The following is a 20,085-nucleotide window of genomic DNA, read 5'->3' on the forward strand; positions in this document are numbered from 1 at the left end:
CGGGTGTCGCGGATTCAACGCCCGGATCAGGCCGAGGACGGTGGCTGCGTATGCGGCGAAATCTGCAACTCCAGCCAGTCGACGAACAACCGCAGCAGCCGTGACTGGCGCCGGCGCGGGGGATACAGCACCGCGATCGGCAGGCTGGGCGGGTGGAAGCCGGGGACGAGGATTTCCAGCAGTTCGCCGCGCGCAATCAGGTGCGCCACGTCGTAGCGCGGCACCTGGATGACGCCCAGTCCAGCCAGGCAGCAGGCGATATAGGCTTCGGCGTTGCTTACGGCCACGCGCCCCTTCATGGACAATTCGTGCGTGCGCCCGTGCCGGTCGTCGAGATACTCCCAGAGTTCCGGCTTGCCCGCGGCGACGCGGCCGAAATGGACCGCGGGCAACGTGGCCAGCCGTTGCAGATCGGTGGGCATGCCATGTTCGGCCAGCAACGCGGGGCTGGCGCAGGTGGTCTGCGGCAGCCGGCCCAGGGGGCGACTGGCCAGATCCTGCTCGCCTGATTCGCCCACCCGCAGCACGCAGTCGATGCCTTCCTCCAGCAGATCGCTGAACTTGTCCGTGCTGCCCAGTTCCAACCGGACATCCGGATAGCGGCGCAGGAATTCGGGCAGGGCCGGCGCGATCAGGCGGCGGGCGATGCGCGCCGGCACCTCGACCCGCAGCAGTCCTTCGGGCGGCTGCTCGGCGCGGAACAGGCCATCGACCTCGCCCGCATCCGAGAGCAGACGGCCGGCGCGTTCGTACAGCAGTTCGCCTTCGCCGGTCAGGTGGACCCGGCGGGTGGTGCGCTGGAACAGGCCCACGCCCAATCGCTCCTCCAGTTTCTGGATGGCGGCGGATACCGAGGACGTCGCCAGGCCCAGGCCGTCGGCGGCGCGGGTGAAGCTGCCTGTCTCGGCCACGCGCTGGAAGATCGCCAGGGATTGGAGCAGATCCATGATCGATTGTTCGGTTTCCCCGAAAAGACTTTGAGATTGGGTTCTGTTTATCAGATAAATCCGAGAATTCAAACTGCCGGCTCCCCTCACTCCTGGAGCACGTCATGAGCCATTCCCTGCAAGGCAAGGTCGCCGTGATCGCCGGCGGCGGCAAGAACCTGGGCGCCCTGATTGCCCGCCAGTTCGCGGAAGCGGGCGTCGCCGGCATCGCCATCCACTACAACAGCGACGCTTCCCGCGCCGACGCCGAGCACACCGCCGCCGAGCTGAAAGCGGGCGGCACCGAGGCCATCCTGTTCCAGGGCGATCTGTCGGTGGTCGGCAACAACGTCGAACTGTTCGAGCGCACCGTGCAGCACTTCGGTCGCGCGGACATCGCGGTCAATACCGCCGGCCTGGTCATCAAGAAGCCGATCCTGGAGGTCACCGAAGACGACTACGACCGCAGTTTCGACGTCAACTCGAAAGCGGCCTTCTTCTTCATCCAGCAGGCCGGCAGGTCATTGGCGGACGGTGGCAAGATCGTCACCATCGTCAGCTCGTTGCTGGCCGCCTACACCCCGTTCTACGCGGTCTATCCGGGCAGCAAGGCGCCGGTGGAGCACTACACCCGTGCCGCCTCCAAGGAGTTCGGCGCGCGTGGCATCTCGGTGAACGCGATCGGCCCGGGACCGATGGACACGCCGTTCTTCTACGGCCAGGAAACCGCCGAGTCCACCGCCTACCACAGCACCGCGGCCGCGCTCAGCGCCTACTCGAAGAAAGGCCTGACCGATATCGAGGACATCGCCCCGATCGTGCGCTTCCTGGTCACCGATGGCTGGTGGATCACCGGCCAGACGATCTTCGCCAACGGCGGCTACACCACGCGTTGACGCGCCGACAAGGTTCGCCGCTGCGGCCGTGGCACGGGCGGCGGACCTTGGGTTATGTTCGCACCGTGGCGTCCGCCCGGACGCCACGGCCGCCCACGGCAGTCTCCACTTCGAAGGGGAACGGGATGCGCACGCTGATCTTGATCGTACTGGGTCTGGTATTGGCCGCGCTGGCCATGCATTTCTCGCCAGCCGGCAAGCGGGGCCTGTGGGCCGGCGGCTTCGCGCTGGCCTGGCTGGGCGTGGTGGGCTGGAACCTGCGCACCGGCTTGTCGCATGGCTATTCGCTGGGCGAGGAACTGCCCATCCAGTTGCTCATCTATGCCGTGCCGGTCGCCACCGCACTGGCATGGTGGCTGCGTACGCGTTCCCACTGAATCCGCCAAGGAAGCGTCGCATGGAAACGAACGGCTCATGGCTGCGCACGCGTGGCCAGCGGGACAGCGGCAAGGTCTCGATGACCGAACTGTTCTTCGACCTGGTATTCGTGTTCGCGGTAACCCAGCTGTCGCATACGCTGCTAGAGCATTTGGACCTGGGTGGGTTCCTGCGTACATCGGCGCTGTTCCTGGCGATCTGGTGGCTGTGGATCTTCACCTCGTGGTGCACCAACTGGCTGAATCCGGATACGACCGCGGTGCGGTTGCTGCTGTTCGCGCTGATGCTGGGTGGGCTGGTGCTGTCCTCGTCGATTCCACAGGCATTCGGCGCGACGGGTTTGGCCTTCGGACTGCTGTTCGCCGTCATGCAGGTGGGACGTTCGCTGTTCATGGTGCGCGCCTTTCGTGGACACCGGGACCAGCGCGACAACTTCCTGCGGATGAGCCTGTGGCTGCTGCTGTCCGGTGCGTTCTGGCTTGCCGGCGGCTTGCTGGAAGACCAGCAGCGATTGATCTGCTGGCTGGTTGCGCTGGGCATCGAGTACGCGGCGCCCGCGATGTACTTCCGTGTGCCGGGCCTGGGACGGTCGCGGACCAGCGACTGGGACGTGGACGGCGCGCATCTGGCCGAACGCTGCATGCTGTTCGTGATCATCGCGTTGGGTGAGTCGTTGCTGGTCACCGGCGCCACCTTTGCCGGCCTGGCCTGGACACCGGCGACCGTGGCGGGCTTCCTGGCCGCCTTCCTGGGCAGCGTGGCGATGTGGTGGGTGTACTTCGACTCGGGCGCGGAACATGCCAGCCACCGCATCGCGCACTCCGAAGATCCCGGACGCCTGGCGCGGGTGGCGTATACCTACACGCACCTGCTGATCGTCGCGGGCATCATCGTCTGCGCGGTGGCCGACGAACTGGTGCTGGTGCATCCGGATCACGCTTCGCCGGCGGGGACCGTCGCGATCCTGGGCGGTCCCGCGCTCTACCTGAGCGGCAACGCGCTGTTCAAATGGCTTACCCGCGAGCGTCGTTTCCCGCCGCTTTCGCATCTGGCCGGACTGGTCCTGTTGGCGCTGATGGGTGGCTGGGTCGCGTTGGCGCATCCTTCTGCGCTGTCGCTGGGCATTGGCACGACCCTGGTGATGATGACGGTGGCGATCTGGGAAACGCGGGCGCTGCGCCGGGGCAGGGCGCCAGGCCATGCATCCGAGGCCTGAACACGGCCGATGAGTTGATCGCGACGACGGACAGGGGTGGGTAACGCTAGACTGGCCGCCATGTCAGTCGAATCCACCACCAGCGACCTGGTCAAGGTCGTCGCCCTGCTGGGCGCGGCCGTCGTCGCCGTGCCGATTTTCCGTCGCCTCGGCCTGGGCTCCGTGCTGGGCTACCTCGCCGCCGGTTTGCTGATTGGTCCGTTCGGGCTGGGCTGGTTCTCCGATGCCCAGGCCATCCTGCATGTGGCCGAACTGGGCGTGGTGATGTTCCTGTTCGTGATTGGCCTGGAAATGCGGCCTTCGCACCTGTGGAGCCTGCGTGGCGAGATCTTCGGGCTCGGCACGCTGCAGATCCTGGCCTGCGGGATCGCCCTGACCGGCGTGGGACTGGCCTTCGGCTATTCGCTGCCGGTTTCCTTCATCGGTGCCATGGGTTTCGTGCTGACCTCCACCGCGGTGGTCATGCAGTTGCTGGGCGAGCGCGGTGACATTGCATTGCCGCGCGGACAGCGGATCGTGTCCATCCTGTTGTTCGAGGATCTGCTGATCGTGCCGCTGCTGGCGGTGGTCGCGCTGATGTCGCCGGATGTCGCCGCCCGTGGTGGTGAGTCGCGCTGGCTCGGCATCGGCATCGCCGCCGCGTCGGTGGCCGGACTGGTCGCGGCCGGCATCTGGCTGCTCAACCCGCTGTTCCGGATCCTGGCGGCGGCGCGCGCGCGCGAGGTGATGACCGCCGCCGCGCTGCTGGTGGTGCTGGGCGCGGCGCTGCTGATGCAACTGGGCGGCCTGTCGATGGCGATGGGCGCGTTCCTCGCCGGCGTGTTGTTGTCCGAATCCACCTTCCGCCACCAGATCGAGGCGGACATCGAGCCCTTCCGCGGCATCCTGCTGGGCCTGTTCTTCCTGGGCGTGGGCATGGCCCTGGACCTGGGCGTGGTATGGGGCCATTGGCCGCTGATCCTGAGCGCGGTGCTGGCGATGATGCTGGTCAAGGCCATCGCCATCTACGCGGTCGCGCGGTTGACCCGGACCTGCCATGCCGAGGCGCTGGATCGCGCGGTGGTCATGGCGCAGGGCGGCGAGTTCGCCTTCGTGCTGTTCGGCGCCGCCGCCGCGGCGCACGTCATCGATGCGGAGATCGCCGCCAACCTGACCGCGATCGTGGTGCTGTCGATGGCATTGACGCCGTTGTTCGCCACCTTGTTCCGCCGTTTCGCGCCCAAGACCCAGGCCAACCTGGAAGGCGTGGACAAGGCCGAGGGCCTGAGCGGTAGCGTGCTGATCATCGGCTTTGGCCGCTTCGGCCAGGTGATGAGCCAGTCGCTGCTGGCGCGCGACGTGGACGTGACCATCATCGACAACGACATCGAGATGATCCGCAGTGCCGAGGAATTCGGCTTCAAGATCTACTACGGCGATGGCACCCGCCTGGATGTGCTGCATGCCTCCGGAGCCGACAGCGCCCGCGCCATCGCGGTCTGCATCGACAAGCGCGAGTCGGCCAGCCGGATCGTGGAACTGGCCCGGCAGGAATTTCCGCAGGCCAAGCTGCTGGTCCGCTCCTTCGATCGCGAGCATTCGCTGGCGCTCGTCGCCGCCGGCGTCGACTACCAGATCCGCGAGACCTTCGAGTCGGCGGTGAACTTCGGCGAAGCGGCCCTGATCCAGTTGGGCGTGCCGGAGGACGAGGCGGCCGAGATCGCCGAGGAAGTGCGCCGGCTCGACGCCGAGCGGTTCGAACTGGAAATCGCCGCGGGCGATGTGCGCGCCGGCATCCCGCTGATGCGCGGCAACCAGCCGTTCAAGCCGAGCCCCACGCCGTTCACGCCGCCGCGGCGCGAGGCGCGGGCGCTCAACGACGAGGCCGCCCAGGTCATCGGCGAAGAGGAAGAGGAGTAGTTTCCCGACCCGCGGGGACTGGCGAGCCTTCGCGCAGGAAATCGGCGATGCCCGACCAGTAGCGCGGCGATGCGGACAGGTCATCGTGTCCGGCATCGGCGAAGGCGATCACGCGCGGCGGTGTCGCCGCCGCCGCGACCAGCCGATCCGTGTGCGCGGGCGGCACCACGGCATCGTGTCCGGCGCGCAGCAGCAGCCATTCGCCGCGATGCGCGGGCAGGTGACGGACCGACTCGTAGCGGTCACGCAGCAGCCATCGCACCGGCAGCCAGGGATAGTGGGTGCCGGCCACGGCGGCGAGGCTGTCGAAGGGCGTGACCAGCACCAGCCGATCGACCGGCCGCCGCGCCGCGACCTGCACCGCGATCGCGCTGCCGAGGCTGCGCCCGATCACTGCGATACGGCCATGCGGATGACGCTTGCGAACATCGTCGTACAAGGCGAGCGCATCGGCTACCAATCTGGCCTCGTCAGGGCTGCCGGCATTGGCACCGTAGCCGCGATATGGCAGCAGGTAGATGCTCCAGTCCGGCAGCGCGCGGTCGAAGTCGGCGGCATTGTCCTGCACGCGCTCGGCATTGCCGCCAAAATAGATCAAGGCATCGGCCTGATCGGGATGCAGTCGCCATCCGTGCAGGGTCAGGTCATCGCGGCGGAGTTCGAAGTCCGTGCCGGCGACGAGCGTGCGCGTGGCCTGCGGGAAATAGATGAAATGACGCTGCTGCGCGTACATGCCGGCGCACAGCGCCAGCCAGGCCAGCACCGGCAGGGCGAGGAGGGCCAGCCACGGCCACATGCGCCGCCCGCGTCCCTCAGCCATGCCGCTTCCGGGCCGCTTCGAATGCCGCCAGTTGCTCCGGAGTGGCTTCCGGCTGGTGCCGTGCTTTCCATTCGGCGAACGGCATGCCGTAGACGCGCTCGCGCGCCTGTTCCTTGTCCATCGGCTGCCCCTGCTCGGCGGCCGCCTCGCGGTACCAGTCGGCCAGGCAGTTGCGGCAGAAGCCGGCCAGGATCATCAGATCGATGTTCTGCACGTCCGGGCGCTGCTCGTTCAGGTGCTGGAGCAGGCGGCGGAAAGCGGCGGCTTCGATGGCGATGGTGTCGTTCATGCGGGTTCCTGTGGCGGCGTTTCCGCGGGGCGGCCGCGCGTCGCCGCTCACACAGGAAAGCCGGAATCGGGGAGAATATGCGGACTCTACACCGCTCCGATCCCCTCCGATCCCGATGACTGCCCGAATCCTGGACGGCCGCCGCGTTGCCGAAAACCTGCTCGACGAACTGAAGGCGAGGGTGGACGCGCGCCTGGCCGCGGGCGGCGACCGGCCGGGGCTGGCGGTGGTGCTGGTGGGCGGCGATCCCGCTTCCACCGTATATGTGCGCAACAAGCGCCGGGCGGCGGAAAAGGTCGGCATCCACGCCTACGACTACGATCTGCCCGCTGGCACCAGCGAGGCGCAACTGCTGGCGCTGATCGACCAGTTGAACGCGGATCCGAAGATCCACGGCATCCTGGTGCAGTTGCCGCTGCCGGGCATTCCCGACGCCAGCCGGCTGATCGAGCGCATCGACCCGCGCAAGGACGTGGACGGTTTCCATCCGGCCAACGTCGGCCACCTGGCCCTGCGCCAGTTCGGCCTGCGTCCGTGCACGCCGCGCGGCATCACCACCCTGCTGGCCTACACGGACCGGCCGGTGCGCGGCCAGAACGCCACCATCGTGGGCGTGAGCAACCACGTTGGCCGGCCAATGGCGCTGGAACTGCTGATCGCCGGCTGCACGGTGACCAGTTGCCACAAGTTCACCCCGCCGGACGTGCTGGAAGCGCGGGTCCGCGACGCCGACATCCTGGTGGTGGCGGTGGGGCGGCCGGGGCTGATTCCGGGGCAGTGGGTCAAGCCGGGCGCGGTGGTCATCGACGTGGGCATCAACCGGCTGGATGACGGGCGGCTGGTTGGCGATGTCGGTTTCGACGAGGCCGCCGCCCGGGCCAGCTGGATCACGCCGGTGCCGGGCGGGGTGGGGCCGATGACCGTGGCCACGCTGATGCAGAACACCCTGGAAGCCGCGGAAGCCGCGCTCGCGGCACGCTGAATCCCGCTGGCCGCTGACAATCAGGGCCGTAACGGGCTACAATATCGCGCTTCCCCACACTCCGGGTCCGCCGATGCTCCGCATCCAGGCTGAAGCACTGACTTACGACGACGTCTCGCTCGTCCCCGCCCATTCCATCGTCCTGCCGAAAGACGTCAGCCTGGGGACGCGCCTCACGCGCGACCTTCGCCTGAACCTTCCCATCGTCTCGGCGGCCATGGATACCGTCACCGAAGCCCGCCTGGCCATCGCGATGGCGCAGCTGGGCGGCATCGGCATCGTCCACAAGAACCTGACCGTCGAACAGCAGGCCGCGGAAGTGGCCAAGGTCAAGAAGTTCGAGGCCGGTGTCATCAAGGAGCCGTTCACCGTCGGTCCCGAGACGACGATCGCCGAAGTCCTCAAGCTGACCCGCGCGCGTAACATCTCCGGCGTGCCGGTGGTCGACGGCGGCCAGCTGGTCGGCATCGTCACCAGTCGCGACATGCGCTTCGAGACCAAGCTCGACGATCCGGTCCGCCACATCATGACCAAGAAGGACCGGCTGATCACGGTCCGCGAAGGTGCCAGCGATGCCGAAGTGCTGCAGCTGCTGCACAAGCACCGCATCGAGAAGGTACTGGTGGTCAACGACGGCTTCGAGCTGCGCGGCCTGATCACCGTCAAGGACATCCAGAAGAAGACCGACAACCCCAACGCCGCCAAGGACAGCGCCAGCCGGCTGGTCGTCGGCGCCGCGGTGGGCGTGGGCGGCGATACCGATCAGCGCGTGGAAGCCCTGGTGGCGGCCGGCGTGGACGTGGTCATCGTCGATACCGCGCACGGCCATTCGCAGGGCGTGCTGGATCGCGTGGCCTGGGTCAAGAAGCGGTTCCCGTCGCTGCAGGTCATCGGCGGCAACATCGTCACCGGTGATGCCGCGCTGGCGTTGATGGACGCCGGCGCCGACGCGGTCAAGGTCGGCGTGGGCCCGGGTTCGATCTGCACCACCCGCATGGTGGCCGGCGTGGGCGTGCCGCAGATCACCGCGGTCGACATGGTCGCCGAGGCGCTGCAGGATCGCATCCCGCTGATCGCCGACGGCGGCATCCGCTATTCCGGCGACATCGGCAAGGCGATTGCCGCCGGTGCCTCCACGGTGATGATCGGCGGCCTGTTCGCCGGCACCGAGGAAGCCCCGGGCGAGGTCGAATTGTTCCAGGGCCGCAGCTACAAGAGCTATCGCGGCATGGGCAGCCTGGGCGCGATGGAGAAGGGCTCCAAGGACCGCTATTTCCAGGACGCGAGCGACGCCGACAAGCTGGTGCCGGAAGGCATCGAAGGCCGCGTCCCGTACCGTGGCTCGGTCGGCGGCATCATCCATCAACTGGTCGGCGGCCTGCGCGCCACCATGGGCTACGTGGGGTGCGCGACCATCGAGGAGATGCGCAGCAAGCCGAAGTTCGTGGTGATCACCGGCGCCGGCCAGCGCGAGAGCCACGTCCATGACGTGCAGATCACCAAGGAACCGCCGAACTACCGGATGGGGTGATCCATCCGGGAATGGGGAATCGGGAATCGGGAATCGATACCCCCAGCATGGCCGCATCCGTTCCCGACTCCACTCCGAATGCGGGCGCCATGACCGATCTGCACAGCGACAAAATCCTCATCCTTGATTTCGGCGCGCAGTACACGCAGCTGATTGCCCGCCGCATTCGCGAGATCGGTGTCTACTGCGAAATCTGGGCCTGGGATCACGACCCCGAGGAAATCGCGAAGTTCGGTGCCAAGGGCATCATTCTTTCCGGTGGCCCGGAATCCACCACGCTGCCGGGCGCGCCGAAGGCGCCGCAGCAGGTGTTCGACGCCGGCCTGCCGATTCTCGGCATCTGCTATGGCATGCAGACCCTGGCCGCGCAACTGGGCGGCGCGACCGAAGCGGCCGACGCCCGCGAATTCGGCCACGCCGAAGTCGAGCTGGTGGCGCATGACGCGCTGCTCGGCGGGCTGACCGACCATGATGGCGATCCGCGCATCGACGTATGGATGAGCCATGGCGATCACGTCGCCAAGGCGCCACCGGGCTGGACGATTACCGCCGTCACCGATCGCATCCCGGTTGCCGCGATGGCGCTGGAGGAAAAGCGCTGGTACGGCGTGCAGTTCCATCCGGAAGTCACCCACACCAAGCAGGGCCAGACCCTGCTGCGCCGCTTCGTCGCCGAGATCTGCGGCTGCAAGACCCTGTGGACCGCCGCCAACATCATCGACGATCAGATCGCCCGCGTGCGCGAGCAGGTCGGTTCCGACGAGGTCATCCTGGGCCTGTCCGGCGGCGTCGATTCCTCGGTGGTCGCCGCGCTGCTGCACAAGGCGATTGGCGAACAACTGACCTGCGTGTTCGTGGACACCGGGCTGCTGCGCTGGCAGGAAGGCGACCAGGTGATGGCGATGTTCGCCGAGCACATGGGCGTGAAGATCGTGCGGGTCAATGCCGCCGAGCGCTACTTCAAGGCGCTGGAAGGCGTCAGCGATCCGGAAGCCAAGCGCAAGATCATCGGCAACCTGTTCGTCGAAATCTTCGAGGAAGAATCGAACAAGCTGAAGAACGCCAAGTGGCTGGCGCAGGGCACCATCTACCCGGACGTGATCGAGTCGGCTGGCAGCAAGACCGGCAAGGCCCATGTCATCAAGAGCCACCACAATGTCGGCGGCCTGCCCGAGCACATGAAGCTGGGCCTGGTCGAGCCGCTGCGCGAACTGTTCAAGGACGAGGTGCGCCGGCTGGGCGTGGAGCTGGGCCTGCCGCGCACGATGGTCTACCGCCACCCGTTCCCGGGCCCGGGCCTGGGCGTGCGCATCCTGGGCGAGGTCAAGGCCGAGTACGCCGACCTGCTGGCGCGCGCCGATGCCATCTTCATCGAGGAACTGCGCAAGGCCGACTGGTACGACAAGGTCAGCCAGGCGTTCGCGGTGTTCCTGCCGGTCAAGTCGGTCGGCGTGGTCGGCGACGCCCGCGCCTACGAGTGGGTGATCGCGCTGCGCGCGGTCGAGACCATCGATTTCATGACCGCCCATTGGGCACACCTGCCGTATGAGTTGTTGGGCACCGTTTCCAACAGGATTATCAATGAGTTGCGCGGTGTTTCTCGTGTCGTTTACGACATCAGTGGGAAGCCGCCCGCCACTATCGAGTGGGAGTAATCCGCTGCACGGCTTCTACCTTATGGAACAATGGTTTATCGATTGTTTCTGAGAAGATTTCGAGGCGCGTCGATTGCTGCTTCGTTGACTCGTCGTCCAGATGAGCCGCCAATGGGGCGGACTCCATCAGGAGACAGACATGCGCGTACTGGTTTTCGTGAAAGCCATCGAGGGCGGCGACAAAATCGGCGATCCCACCCCGGAGGCACTTGAGGCCTTCGCGGCGATGGACCGGTTCACCGAGGAACTGGTCCAGGCCGGCATCTTCGTGGCCGCCGCCGGCCTGAAGAACAACACCGAGGCCAAGCGCCTCAGTTACGACGGCGCCCACCTGACGGTCACCGACGGGCCGTTCGCCGAGACCAAGGAGCTGATCGCCGGCTTCTCGATCTGGGAGGTCAAGGACATCGACGAGGCCATGGCCTGGGCGAGGCGCGCGCCGATGTCGGGTCCGAGCGAGGTCGAAATCCGGCCGTTCTACGAGGCGGCGGATCTGGCCGATTTCGTGAGCCCGGAGGAACTCGCGACGCCTCGCGAGGGAGAGCGTGGGAAGCTAGGCGTCGCCTGAATCCACCGGCGGTATGTCAACGCGGCGCCGCAAGGTTCACGCGATGCCTCTGGTGACTGGCGACCGCGGCGGCGATCAGCCCGCCGACGACCGAGACATGTTCCAGGGCGAAGAACAGCGACAGTTGCGCCTGGCCGTCGCTCTGGTTCCAGAAGGTGTGCACGACGAGGATGGTCAGGACCAGGAACACGGACAGCACCGCCGCGCCGAGCCACACCAACCGATCCAGCAGGATCAGCGCCGCGCCGCCAAGCAGTACGCCGATGGTGGCCAGGTTGAAGAACAGCGCCGGTTCCAGGCCGGCGCCGCGCATCTCCTGCATGCCGGCGTCGAAATCAATCAGTTTGGCCAGGCCGGAGGAGACGAACACCACCGCCAGGGCCAGGCGGGCGATGAACCACAGGATCGGACTTTCGAGCAGGGCGGTGACGATCTTCGGCATCTCGGTTTCTTTTCGCGAGGGGGAAAGCGCGCGGCCGGCACAATGCCGGTGCAGGAAACAAACGTCCGGCGGCCGCATCTCAGGCGAGTGTCGGCCCTCAAGTGGACTTGAGGTCAAGCGCGTGCACGCATGTTTCGCGAGTGGGCGGGCCCCCGCGCTTCGTCGATGACCAGGACGTATCCGGAGTAAGCCTGCCCGGCAAGCGCCGCCGCGCAATCCTCAGGACGCCTGCAGGCGGTCGTACATCCGCACCAGATCCACCAGCGTCTTCGCCTGCATCTTGCGCATCAACTGCGCGCGCCGGACCTTCACGGTGATCTCGCTGACCCCCAGATCCGCGGCGATCTGCTTGTTGAGCCGGCCCCGTACCACGCCCTGGATCACTGCTTGCTCGCCGGCATTGAGCGAAGCCCATCGCCGGCGCAGTTCGTCGATGGCGCCTTCTTCCGTGCGGCGCGCGCGATCCTGCTCGATGCCGCGCTGGATCGCATCCAGCAGATCCTGATCGCGGAAGGGCTTGGTCAGGAATTCGAGCGCGCCATTCTTCATCGCTTCCACGCCCATGGCGATGTCGCCGTGGCCGGTGATGAAGATGACCGGCAGGGCGATGCCCAGTTCGCCCATCTGCCGATGGAAATCCATGCCGCTCTGTCCGGGCATGCGCACATCGAGGATCAGGCAGCCGGGGGCTTCCTCGCGAGGGGCGGCGATGAAGTCGCCGACCGAAGCGAAAGCGCGCACCCGCAGGCCCACCGAGGCCAGCAGATCCTCGAGCGCCGCGCGCACCGAGCGATCGTCATCGATCACATGAACGATCGGCTCCGGAGCTGGGGCCGGAGCGGCGGGGGGACGGGCTCGATTCATGCCACTGTCCTCATGCGGACGTCCCCGGTGCGGGAGGAAGCTCGAATACCAGTTCGGCGCCGCCTTGCGCGCGGTTCGTCGCGCGGATACGGCCGCCACTGGCCTCGACGATGCCCCGACTGATACTCAGGCCCAGACCGAGGCCGTCGGTCTTGGTGGTCCAGAACGCCTCGAAAGGCTGGTCATCCATCGTGGCGGGCAGGCCGGTGCCGGTGTCGGCCACGCTTATGCGCACCTGTCCGTCGGGCGCGCGTGCGCTGCCCACGCGCAACGAGCGCCGGCCTGGCGGAGTGGCCGACATCGCCTCCACCGCGTTCAGGACCAGATTGGCGAGTACCTGCTGGATCTGCACGCGATCGGCGAACACCGGCGGCAGTTCCTCGGACAGCTCCAGCGTGACCGGGATGCCGTGACGCTCCAGTTCCGCGCGCGCCAGCGACAGGACTTCCTCGATGGCCGGATTGATGGCGAAGGCGTACGGTTGCTGCGCTTGCCCGCGGGTCATGCCGCGGACGCGGACGATGACGTCGCTGGCACGCCGCGCATCGTCCAGCATGCGCTCCACCGCCTGCCGCGCCTTGTCCAGGTTCGGCGGCGCCTGCGCCAGCCAGCGCTGGCAGGCGTTGCCGCTGGTGACGATTGCGGCCAGCGGCTGGTTGACCTCGTGGGCGATGGAAGTGGTCAGCTCGCCCAGCGTGGAAGCGCGCGCCACTCGCAGCAGCCTGGCCTGCGCTTCCTGGGCGTCGGCCCGTGCCGCTTCCATCTTCAGCGCCAGGTAGGTGGTGACCAGGATCGTGACGATGCCGATGCCGGAGTTGATCAGGCCGACCCGGTAGTTGCCGAAGCCGGACAGGGCGAAGCTCAGCAGGGTCAGCAGGATGCAGGCGCAGGCCAGGACCATGAGCTGCCGCGCCGACAATCGTCGCGCGGCCGCCAGGATCACCACCGTGTAGAAACCCGCTGCCGCCACCGCATAGTCGGTGGAGGTATCGGCGACGAAGATGGCGGCCATGACCGCCAGCGCGACGGCGACGCCCAGGCCCAGGCGGGAAGAATTGACGCGCATGATCCCGGTGTCCGTGTCCCCGTGGCGATGCTCAGGCCGGCGCAGGATAGCACCGGGGCCCTTGACCGGACCGCGCATCGCTTTGCCGGGTTCACTCCTCGGCGCTGGCGTTCCAGAACGCCTGGGTCACGCCCGGCAGGCGCGAGATGGCCGTCATCACGGCGTCCAGTTCGTCGGCATCCACGGCGGTCGCGTACAGGACCGCTTCGAGCTCGATTTCCTCGCTGCCGAAGGGCTGCTGCTCGATCGAGCGGATTGGATAGTGCGCGGCCTCCAGCAGGTCGGCGGTCCGCTGCAGCACGCCGACCTGGGCGGCGTGCCGGCAGACCACGCGCACGACGTAGGTCGCCTCGCTGAATTCCTCCTGCACCGGTCGGCGATTGATGCGGTTGACGACCGGACGCAGGGCCGTATTCGCGGTGAGCACGAACAGTGCCGCCATCGCCGCCTCCGGCAACAGCTTGGCGCCGGCGCAGGCGCCGACCGCGGCCGAGCCCCACAGCGTCGCCGCCGTGTTGAGGCCGGAGACCTGCACGCCTTCCTTCATGATCGCGCCGGCACCGAGGAAGCCGATGCCGGAGATGACATAGGCCACCACCTGCAACGGCGTGGGCGTGCCGCCGTGAAGGGCGTGGAAGCGCACCGCCAGATCGACGAACACGGCCGCGCCCACCGCCACCAGGGTATTGGTGCGCAAGCCCGCCGTGCGCTGGCGGATCTGGCGTTCGAAGCCGATCAGCGAGCCGAGCAGGAAGGCCGTGCCCAGGCTGATCAGCGAGCTCAGGGTCGCACCCGCGTCGAACGGGGGCAGATGGGGATCCAGGTTCATGTCGTGCTCGCCAGCGGACGGCGTGGCCACCCGCTCATTGCCAGCCGAAGCGGTGGATGTAGAAACGCTTCAGCAACGTGGTCAGGACCGCATAGCCCAGCAGGATGGCCACCAGGAACGGCCAGTAGCCGGTCGGCAGGGCCTGCAGCCCGAAGTAGCCGGCCAACGGGCTCATGGGCAGCAGCACGCCGACGAGCATGATCACACCGGTCATCGCCAGCAGCGCGGGCGCGGCCAGGCTCTGCACGAACGGCAACCGCGGCGTGCGGATCATGTGCACGATCAGGGTCTGGGTGAGCAGGCCGACCACGAACCAGCCGGACTGGAACAGGCCCTGTTCGGCCACGGTGTCGGCGGCGAACACATGCCACATCACCACGAAGCAGGTGATGTCGAAGATCGAGCTGATCGGGCCGAAGAACACCATGAAGCGGCCGATGTCGCCCGGGTTCCACTTCAGCGGCCGGCGCACCAGTTCCTCGTCCACGTGGTCGAACGGGATGGCGATCTGCGACACGTCGTACAGCAGGTTCTGCACCAGCAGTTGCAGCGGCAGCATCGGCAGGAACGGCAGGAACGCCGAGGCCACCAGCACCGAGAACACGTTGCCGAAGTTGGAACTGGCGGTCATGCGGATGTACTTGAGCATGTTGCAGAAGGTGCGGCGGCCCTGGATCACGCCTTCCTCCAGCACCATCAGGCTCTTTTCCAGCAGGATGATGTCGGCGGCCTCCTTGGCGATGTCCACCGCGCCGTCCACGCTGATGCCGATGTCGGCCGCGCGCAGCGCCGGCGCGTCGTTGATGCCGTCGCCGAGGAAGCCGACCACCTTGCCCTGGCCACGCAGGGCGCGCACCAGGCGTTCCTTGTGCAGCGGGGTGAGCCGGGCGAACACGCGGTAGCGCTGGACCGCGGCGATCAGGCTGGCATCGGTCATCCGGTCCAGTTGTGGACCGGTGATCACCGCGTCGCCTTCCAGGCCGACCTGCGAGCACACCCGGGCGGCGACCAGTTCGTTGTCGCCGGTCAGCACCTTCACTTCCACGCCATGGTCGGCCAGGGCGCGCAGGGCCGGCGCCGCCGATTCCTTGGGCGGATCGAGAAAGGCCACGTAGCCCACCAGGATCAGATCGCGTTCGTCGATGACGGAATAGGCGTCGCGGGCGGGCGGGGTTTCCTTCATCGCCACCGCGACCACCCGCAGGCCTTCCTCGTTGAGTTCCTGGGTGACCCGGCGGACCCGCGCGAGCATCCGGGAATCCAGCGGCACCACGGTGTCGCCGTCGCGGACCTGCGTGCAGACCGCCAGCATTTCCTCGACCGCGCCCTTGCAGATCAGTTCATGGTGATCCTCGCGTTCGGACACCACCACCGACATCCGCCGGCGTTCGAAGTCGAACGGGATTTCGTCGACCTTGCGGTAGTCCTGGGCGAGCCGAAGCTCGGTCTGCAGTTCGACATGCTCCAGCACCGCACGATCCAGCAGGTTCTTGAGGCCGGTCTGGTAGTGGCTGTTGAGGTAGGCGAACTTGAGCACGTCCTCCGAATCGTTCCCGAACACGTCGGTGTGGCGTTCCAGCGCGATCCGGTCCTGGGTCAGGGTGCCGGTCTTGTCGGTGCACAGCACTTCCATCGCGCCGAAGTTCTGGATCGCGTCCAGCCGCTTGACGATGACTTTCCGCCGCGCCAGCAATACCGCACCCTTGGCTAGGGTGGAGGTGACGATCATCGGCAGCATTTCCGGGGTCAGCCCGACCGCGACCGACAGGGCGAACAGGAACGCCTCCATCCAGTCGCCCTTGGTGAAGCCGTTGATCAGCAGCACGAACGGGACCATCACCAGGGCGAAACGGATCAGCAGCCAGCTGACGCTGTTGACGCCGGCCTGGAACGCGGTGGGTGCATGGTCGCTGGCGGTGACCCGATGCGCGACGGCGCCGAAGCAGGTTTCCGCGCCGGTCGCCACCACCAGTGCGGTGGCGGTGCCGGAAACCACGTTCGTGCCCATGAACAGCAGGTTGTTCTGTTCAAGCACGCCGCCTTCGTCGCCGCGGACGTCGGCGAATTTTTCCACCGGCAGCGATTCGCCGGTCATCGCCGCCTGGGCGACGAACAGATCCTTGGCGACCAGCACCCGGCAGTCGGCGGGAATCATGTCGCCGGCCGACAGCACGATGTGATCGCCGGGGACCAGATCACGGATCGGGAGTTCCTGCCGGTGGGGCGGGCGGCGCGAATGCAGTCGGGTGCCGAAGTAGCGCTCGGCGACATCGGCCGCCTCGGTGCCCAGATCGCGCCGGATCACGGTGGCGGTGTTGCCAACCAGTGCCTTGAGCCGCTCGGCCGCGCGGTTGGAGCGCCCTTCCTGGACGAACCGGATCAGGGTGGACAGCAACACCATCGTGCCGATGACCACGGTCGCCTTGGCGTCCTCGGTGAGGTAGGACACGGCCGCCAGCACGGTCAGCAGGAGGTTGAAGGGGTTGCGGTAGCACTGCCACAGGTGGCGCCACCACGGCAGCGGCTTTTCATGATCGACTTCATTGGGACCGAAGCGCGCGCGGCGCGCCACGGCTTCGGCCATGCTCAGGCCGTCCTCGTGGGACTCCAGCCGCGAGAGCGCGGCAGGCAGGTCGTCCCGCGCCACCTGCATCAGGGTACGGGACGGGAGCAGGGGGGGCATGCGCGCATCGGTACGGCCGAAGCCGGCCTCGGGCATGGCGCGACGGCCGAACAGGCCGGCGGCGCGGCGGCTGCGCAGAAAGGTATCGAACCAAGTCTTGAGCAGGTTCATGGGAGACTCCTGGAAGGGAAGGGCAATCGCACGACGACGCGATGTCGGCCGGACGATTCAGGCGAGGGGTTCGAACGCATCGGCGGTGGTGGGCACGACTTCCCAACGCACCGCGCGCACGCCGGGATGGCAGGACATGAGCCGCACCAGCCGGGCCAGTTCGCGGCGTGCTTCCCCGGGTGCGTCGATGCCGAGGACGATGGCCTGTTCGCGCCGGTGCACGAATCTGATGTGCAGGCCGCGCGCGCGCCGGATCCGTGCTTCGACCGTGTCGCTCCAGCCGGTGCGCAGGCGCAGGCTGACGCGAAAGAAATGGAAGTTCGCGGGGGTGGCGGACGCTTGCGAGGGCTGCGTCTTCATGGCCCGTACCCACCGGAAAGCCGGATGGACGGTGAGGGCGATGCGGTGGCGCGCGTGGGACAGCACAGCGATTCCAACTGCGCGCGGGCTGGCGGCGGCAGGTGTGGCAGGACGCGGATCCGGCCCCGCAGCGGCAGCAACGACAGCGCATCGGCCGAGACGCGCGAGGAACAGGTGGAAAGCGCGCCGGCGAAAGCGGCGGCGCCATGCTCTGCATAGAGGCGGCGCAAGGCGACGACATCACGTGCGCAAAGGGCGCCGCGCAGCGCGGGATAGAGGAACGTACGATTCATGGTGACCTCCGGGACGACGCCCGCGGAGTCACCGGCGATCAGGCGCGGCGGGACCCCGGCAGCGGCGCCGGTTGTATGCGGATCGGTGTGGGCGGGGACGCGGCGAAGCGCCCGTCAGGGTCGGGGTCCATGGGAAATCTCCGGGAAGCGCACCTGCGCGCGGAAGCGGGAGACGCCTCGGCGTGGTCATCGACCGCCGTTGCGCGACGGTGAAATTATCCGCACGACATCACTGCAGGCCCAGACTGCGGTGGTTTGGCCGGGATATACCTGCGTATAGGGGATGGCATGCGGTGGCGCGCGTGCCACGGGCCGCGTACCGGCCATCACATTGACGTTCGTGGCCTGCATCGATCACGATGACGAACTTCTCGCCGAAATCCACTCGCAAGATGGCCACGCCCGACGACGATATCCGCTGGATGCAGCATGCGCTGGCGCTGGCCGAGCGGGCCGAACGCGAGGACGACGAGATTCCGGTGGGCGCGGTGCTGGTGGATGCCGACGGGCAGGTGCTGGGCGAGGGCTGGAACCGCAACCTGGCCGAACACGACCCCAGCGCGCACGCGGAGATCGTCGCCATGCGCCGCGCCGGGCAGGCGCTGGGCAACCATCGGCTGGTCGGCACGACCCTGTACGTCACCCTGGAGCCTTGCGCGATGTGCGCGATGGCGCTGGTGCATGCGCGGGTGGCGCGGGTGGTCTATGGCGCGGCCGATCCGAAAACCGGCGCCTGCGGCAGCGTGTTCGACCTGCTGGCCGACCCGCGCCACAACCATCGCGTGGAAGTGCAGGGTGGGGTGCTGGGAGAAGAAGCCAGCCGCCGCCTGACCAACTATTTCCGCGCCAAGCGCGGGCGTCCGCTCCTGTAAGGCGGAGCAGGCTCCGCCCTAACGGCGTTTGACATGGCGGTGATCCATTTCCTCGTTGATGGCGGTCACCGCGAGGGTGGATTCACGCGCCAGCAACAGGCTGGCGGCGAGCATCGCCAGGACCCCGACCGCGGCCAGCCAGGTGGGCAGGCTACCCAGCCGGTGTTCGAGGAAGGTGTCCACCGCCACCGCCAGGCTGGTACCGACGAAGCAGCTGATGGCGCCGTACAGGAGCTGGCCGGCGCGCAGGATGATCAGGCTGCGGCGACGCTGCAGGCGGATGCGCATCTCGTAGAGCTGGCGTTCGTGCTCGTCCTCGACGTCGACCAGCTCGCGCAGCAGGGTGCGGGCGCGGTCGATGATGCGGGCCAGGCGGTTGTTGGCCGACAGCAGCAGGGAGGCGGTGGCGGTCAGGAAGAACGCGGGCGCCAGCATCGCGGTCAGGACGGCATAGTGCGCGAAATTGTTCATGGGCCGGTCGTGGTGGGCGTCTGCGTTATGATGACATCACGCGGATTTCCCGCAACGCGCCGGATTCCCGGCCTCATTCCCCGACGGACAGGTGCATGGCAGCCAGCAACGCGAACAACGACCGACTCATCTGGATCGACCTGGAAATGACCGGGTTGGACACGGGCGGAGACTCCATCCTGGAGATCGCCACGGTGGTCACCGATTCGCAGTTGAACGTGCTGGCCGAGGGGCCGGAACTGGCCATCGCCCATCCGCTGGAGGCGCTGGAAGCCATGGACGACTGGAACCGCAACCAGCACCGCAAGTCCGGGCTGTGGCAGCGGGTGCTGGACAGCCAGGTCAGCCTGGGCCAGGCGGAGGCGCTGACCGTGGCCTTCCTGGCCGAATGGGTGCCGGCCAACGCCTCGCCGATGTGCGGCAATTCCATCTGCCAGGATCGCCGTTTCCTGCATCGCCTGATGCCGCGCCTGGAAAAGTACTTCCATTACCGCAACCTGGACGTCAGTACCCTGAAGGAACTGGCGCGCCGCTGGGCGCCGCCGGTACTGGAGGGCGTGCGCAAGCAGGCCGCGCACACCGCGCTGAGCGACGTGCGCGATTCCATCGAGGAACTGCGCCACTACCGCAAGCACCTGGCCGAACTGGCCGGCTGAGGCTGCCTTCCCTGTAGCTGTGGGAGCGACGTGAGTCGCGATGGCCCCGTTCGGAAAGTATCCGGTCGCGACTGACGTCGCTCTCACATGGGGCAATTGGTTGTAGGAGCGACGTCAGTCGCGACCCGATGGAGCATCAGCCGGACGACCCTCGTCGCCCGGTGTGCAATCGCGACTGACGTCGCTCCTACATGGGGCAATTGGTTGTAGGGGCGACGTCAGTCGCGACCCGATGGATCATCAACACCGGACTGTCGTCGCCCGCTGAGGTAATCGCG

21 protein-coding genes are annotated in these 20,085 nt (G+C 67.3%); 10 read left to right on the plus strand and 11 right to left on the minus strand.

The window, feature by feature from the left end; translation table 11 throughout:
* Nucleotides 1–26: 26 nt before the first annotated feature.
* Nucleotides 27–947: a LysR family transcriptional regulator gene (locus tag FG323_RS01605; protein WP_141452689.1), complete on the minus strand. Its 921-nt coding sequence runs from the start codon at nt 945–947 to the stop codon at nt 27–29.
* A gap of 104 nt (nt 948–1,051) precedes the next feature.
* Between FG323_RS01605 and FG323_RS01610 the strand changes: the two genes are divergently transcribed.
* The 4 genes from FG323_RS01610 to FG323_RS01625 all read left to right on the plus strand — a co-directional run bounded on the left by FG323_RS01610 (nt 1,052) and on the right by FG323_RS01625 (nt 5,315).
* Nucleotides 1,052–1,822, plus strand: a complete 771-nt coding sequence (locus FG323_RS01610) for an SDR family oxidoreductase (protein WP_141452690.1) — start codon at nt 1,052–1,054, stop codon at nt 1,820–1,822.
* A 125-nt stretch (nt 1,823–1,947) separates the two neighbouring features.
* On the plus strand, nt 1,948–2,199 hold the full coding sequence (locus tag FG323_RS01615) for a hypothetical protein (protein WP_141452691.1): 252 nt from the start codon (nt 1,948–1,950) through the stop codon (nt 2,197–2,199).
* A 20-nt stretch (nt 2,200–2,219) separates the two neighbouring features.
* Nucleotides 2,220–3,416, plus strand: a complete 1,197-nt coding sequence (locus FG323_RS01620; protein ID WP_141452692.1) for a low temperature requirement protein A — start codon at nt 2,220–2,222, stop codon at nt 3,414–3,416.
* Between the two features lie 60 nt (nt 3,417–3,476).
* Nucleotides 3,477–5,315 (plus strand): monovalent cation:proton antiporter-2 (CPA2) family protein, encoded by a 1,839-nt coding sequence (locus FG323_RS01625; protein ID WP_141452693.1) that lies wholly within the window; start codon nt 3,477–3,479, stop codon nt 5,313–5,315.
* On the opposite strand, the gene FG323_RS01630 is transcribed toward FG323_RS01625, so the two are convergent.
* Together FG323_RS01630 and FG323_RS01635 are read right to left on the minus strand one after the other, a co-directional pair.
* Nucleotides 5,290–6,135, minus strand: coding sequence for an alpha/beta fold hydrolase (locus FG323_RS01630; RefSeq protein WP_255469969.1), 846 nt, complete (start codon nt 6,133–6,135; stop codon nt 5,290–5,292). The genes FG323_RS01625 and FG323_RS01630 overlap by 26 nt on opposite strands.
* Nucleotides 6,128–6,424, minus strand: coding sequence for a DUF1244 domain-containing protein (locus FG323_RS01635; RefSeq protein WP_141452694.1), 297 nt, complete (start codon nt 6,422–6,424; stop codon nt 6,128–6,130). Before FG323_RS01635 ends, FG323_RS01630 begins: the two co-directional genes overlap by 8 nt.
* A gap of 115 nt (nt 6,425–6,539) precedes the next feature.
* On the opposite strand from FG323_RS01635, the gene folD reads away from it, so the two are divergent.
* The 4 genes from folD to FG323_RS01655 all read left to right on the plus strand — a co-directional run bounded on the left by folD (nt 6,540) and on the right by FG323_RS01655 (nt 11,160).
* Nucleotides 6,540–7,406, plus strand: a complete 867-nt coding sequence (gene folD, locus FG323_RS01640; RefSeq protein WP_141452695.1) for a bifunctional methylenetetrahydrofolate dehydrogenase/methenyltetrahydrofolate cyclohydrolase FolD — start codon at nt 6,540–6,542, stop codon at nt 7,404–7,406.
* A gap of 73 nt (nt 7,407–7,479) precedes the next feature.
* Nucleotides 7,480–8,937 (plus strand): IMP dehydrogenase, encoded by a 1,458-nt coding sequence (guaB, locus tag FG323_RS01645; protein ID WP_141452696.1) that lies wholly within the window; start codon nt 7,480–7,482, stop codon nt 8,935–8,937.
* A gap of 89 nt (nt 8,938–9,026) precedes the next feature.
* The gene (guaA, locus tag FG323_RS01650) at nt 9,027–10,592 is read left to right on the plus strand and encodes a glutamine-hydrolyzing GMP synthase (protein ID WP_141452697.1); all 1,566 of its coding nucleotides are present in this window, start codon (nt 9,027–9,029) and stop codon (nt 10,590–10,592) included.
* Between the two features lie 139 nt (nt 10,593–10,731).
* Complete coding sequence (locus tag FG323_RS01655) at nt 10,732–11,160, plus strand: YciI family protein (protein WP_141452698.1); 429 nt, start codon at nt 10,732–10,734, stop codon at nt 11,158–11,160.
* A 16-nt stretch (nt 11,161–11,176) separates the two neighbouring features.
* Here the strand turns inward: FG323_RS01655 and FG323_RS01660 are convergent, their stop codons facing one another.
* The 7 genes from FG323_RS01660 to FG323_RS01690 all read right to left on the minus strand — a co-directional run bounded on the left by FG323_RS01660 (nt 11,177) and on the right by FG323_RS01690 (nt 17,808).
* The gene (locus FG323_RS01660) at nt 11,177–11,602 is read right to left on the minus strand and encodes a DoxX family protein (RefSeq protein WP_141452699.1); all 426 of its coding nucleotides are present in this window, start codon (nt 11,600–11,602) and stop codon (nt 11,177–11,179) included.
* A gap of 219 nt (nt 11,603–11,821) precedes the next feature.
* Nucleotides 11,822–12,466, minus strand: coding sequence for a response regulator transcription factor (locus FG323_RS01665; protein WP_141452700.1), 645 nt, complete (start codon nt 12,464–12,466; stop codon nt 11,822–11,824).
* 10 nt (nt 12,467–12,476) lie between these two features.
* Complete coding sequence (locus FG323_RS01670; RefSeq protein WP_141452701.1) at nt 12,477–13,532, minus strand: ATP-binding protein; 1,056 nt, start codon at nt 13,530–13,532, stop codon at nt 12,477–12,479.
* Nucleotides 13,533–13,623: 91 nt separating this feature from the next.
* Nucleotides 13,624–14,361: an MgtC/SapB family protein gene (locus tag FG323_RS01675; RefSeq protein ID WP_141452702.1), complete on the minus strand. Its 738-nt coding sequence runs from the start codon at nt 14,359–14,361 to the stop codon at nt 13,624–13,626.
* 34 nt (nt 14,362–14,395) lie between these two features.
* On the minus strand, nt 14,396–17,155 hold the full coding sequence (gene mgtA, locus FG323_RS01680; RefSeq protein ID WP_141452703.1) for a magnesium-translocating P-type ATPase: 2,760 nt from the start codon (nt 17,153–17,155) through the stop codon (nt 14,396–14,398).
* Between the two features lie 57 nt (nt 17,156–17,212).
* Complete coding sequence (locus FG323_RS01685) at nt 17,213–17,515, minus strand: hypothetical protein (RefSeq protein ID WP_141452704.1); 303 nt, start codon at nt 17,513–17,515, stop codon at nt 17,213–17,215.
* Nucleotides 17,512–17,808 carry a hypothetical protein gene (locus FG323_RS01690; protein WP_141452705.1) on the minus strand — a complete coding sequence of 99 codons (297 nt, stop codon included), beginning with the start codon at nt 17,806–17,808 and terminating at the stop codon, nt 17,512–17,514. The genes FG323_RS01685 and FG323_RS01690 overlap by 4 nt, the downstream gene beginning before the upstream one ends.
* A 392-nt stretch (nt 17,809–18,200) precedes the next feature.
* Between FG323_RS01690 and tadA the strand changes: the two genes are divergently transcribed.
* Nucleotides 18,201–18,680 carry a tRNA adenosine(34) deaminase TadA gene (gene tadA / locus FG323_RS01695; RefSeq protein WP_141452706.1) on the plus strand — a complete coding sequence of 160 codons (480 nt, stop codon included), beginning with the start codon at nt 18,201–18,203 and terminating at the stop codon, nt 18,678–18,680.
* A gap of 18 nt (nt 18,681–18,698) precedes the next feature.
* Here the strand turns inward: tadA and FG323_RS01700 are convergent, their stop codons facing one another.
* Nucleotides 18,699–19,151, minus strand: a complete 453-nt coding sequence (locus tag FG323_RS01700) for a DUF2721 domain-containing protein (RefSeq protein ID WP_141452707.1) — start codon at nt 19,149–19,151, stop codon at nt 18,699–18,701.
* 95 nt (nt 19,152–19,246) lie between these two features.
* On the opposite strand from FG323_RS01700, the gene orn reads away from it, so the two are divergent.
* Nucleotides 19,247–19,807 (plus strand): oligoribonuclease, encoded by a 561-nt coding sequence (gene orn / locus FG323_RS01705; RefSeq protein ID WP_141452708.1) that lies wholly within the window; start codon nt 19,247–19,249, stop codon nt 19,805–19,807.
* The last annotated feature ends 278 nt before the right edge of the window (nt 19,808–20,085 follow it).

The organism is Pseudoxanthomonas sp. z9, from assembly GCF_006542425.1.
Lineage (GTDB): Bacteria > Pseudomonadota > Gammaproteobacteria > Xanthomonadales > Xanthomonadaceae > Pseudoxanthomonas_A.